Here is a 1,613-nt window from a genome sequence, read left to right as displayed (position 1 = left end):
CACGATGCCGGCGACCCAGTTCACGCCGGAGTCCGTCCCGCTGGTGCCGCAGGAGCCGACGATCAGCGGTATCCGGGCGCTGCTCGCGGCCGCGAGGAGCAGGCGCAGGTCGCGGCGCACGGCGTCGTCGGCCGTCTTGGCCACGCCGGCGCCGAGGTAGTAGGGCCCGGAGTCGGTCGAGCCGCCGTCGACGGCGATGACGTCGGCGCCGAGGGAGATGCCGCGGGCGATGGTCTCGGCGCTGAAGCCGCCGCCGAGCATGCCGGTCGGTACCAGGATGCCCACGCTGTCGGGCGGGCCGGATCGGTCGGGCATGTGCCGCCTTTCTGGACGGGAGGATTGGTCCGGGACTCAATCGACGAAGGTGGCGACGCCGGGAGGGATGCGCAGCCGCACCGGACCCGGGGCCAGCGGGCGTGGCGAGTGCACGCTCAGCTGTGTCGCGCCGACCGCGACGTGGTAGTGGTAGTGGTCGCCGAGATAGGAGGCACGCAGGACGCTGGCTTCGGTTCCCCCCTCGACCCCGGAACTGATCTCGATGTCCTCCGGCCGGACGGCGATGGTCCCGCTTGGGCCGTCGTGACGCCCCTGGACGGCAATGCCGTCGCCGAACTCCGGCGTGATCAGGACCGCACCGCCGTCCGGCCCGGCGCGGACGGCGCCGGTCAGGAAGTTGCACTGGCCGACGAATTCGGCGACGAACCGCGCGCGGGGCCGTCGGTAGACCTCCTCCGGCGTCCCCTCGCGCAGGAGGCGCCCGCCGTTCATGACCAGGATCCGGTCGCTCATCGACAGCGCCTCGTCCTGGTCGTGGGTCACGAAGACCGTGGTCAGCCCGAGGGCGTGCTGCAACTCCTGGAGCCAGTCACGGGCTCGTTCGCGCAGCTTGGCGTCGAGATTGGAGAACGGCTCGTCGAGCAGCAGCACCGCCGGGGAGGGCGCGATGGCGCGGGCCAGCGCGACCCGCTGCTGCTGGCCACCGGACAGCTGGTGCGGGTAGCGCCCGGCCAGCGCGCCGAGCTCGACCAGGGCCAGCACCTCCGCGACGCGAGCCCGGGTGGCGGGCTTGCTCATCTTGCGGACGCGCAGCGGAAACGCCACGTTCTGCGCGACGGTCATGTGCGGCCAGATCGCGTAGGACTGGAACACGATCCCGAGGTTGCGCTGCTCGGCCGGCAGGTCCGCGCCGCGGTCGACGAACGTGTCGTCCCCGCAGGCGATAAGTCCCTGGTCCGGGGTCTGGAAACCGGCGATGCACATCAGCGTCGTGGTCTTGCCGCAGCCGGAGGGTCCCAGCAGCGTGACGAACTCCTTGTCCTTCACGGTGAAGCTGATGTCGTCGAGGACCTTGGTGCCGGAGAACGACTTGCTCAGGTGGTCGACGCGGATGTCAGGCACGGCGCAGCCTCCGAAGGACCCGGGCCCCGAGCAGGAGCACGATGGCGACGATGACGACTTGAATGACGGCCAGTGCGGCGACCGGGCCGACGACGCCCCGCTGCCAGGTCTGGAGCATCGTCACGCCGAGCACCTCGGTGCCCGGTTTCTGCAGGAACACGACCGGGTCGTAGTCGCCGAGCAGCGTGATGAACATGAGCACGAAGGCGGCCAGC

Annotated in this window: 1 protein-coding gene and 2 pseudogenes; all 3 read right to left on the bottom strand. The window is 70.9% G+C overall.

The features are described 5' to 3' along the window. Nucleotides 1-315: pseudogene (locus tag VGZ32_RS04690) on the bottom strand (hypothetical protein); the annotation flags it as partial. A gap of 36 nt (nucleotides 316-351) precedes the next feature. Then, nucleotides 352-1,398 carry an ABC transporter ATP-binding protein gene (locus VGZ32_RS04685; protein WP_326884562.1) on the bottom strand — a complete coding sequence of 349 codons (1,047 nt, stop codon included), beginning with the start codon at nucleotides 1,396-1,398 and terminating at the stop codon, nucleotides 352-354. After that, nucleotides 1,391-1,613, bottom strand: a pseudogene (locus VGZ32_RS04680) (iron ABC transporter permease); the annotation flags it as partial. The gene VGZ32_RS04685 and the pseudogene VGZ32_RS04680, both read right to left, overlap by 8 nt.

The organism is Actinocrinis sp. (assembly GCF_035938995.1).
Classification (GTDB): domain Bacteria; phylum Actinomycetota; class Actinomycetes; order Streptomycetales; family Catenulisporaceae; genus DASZGI01.
Note: the sequence above shows the minus strand (reverse complement) of the source record. Positions and strands in the feature narration are given on the sequence as shown.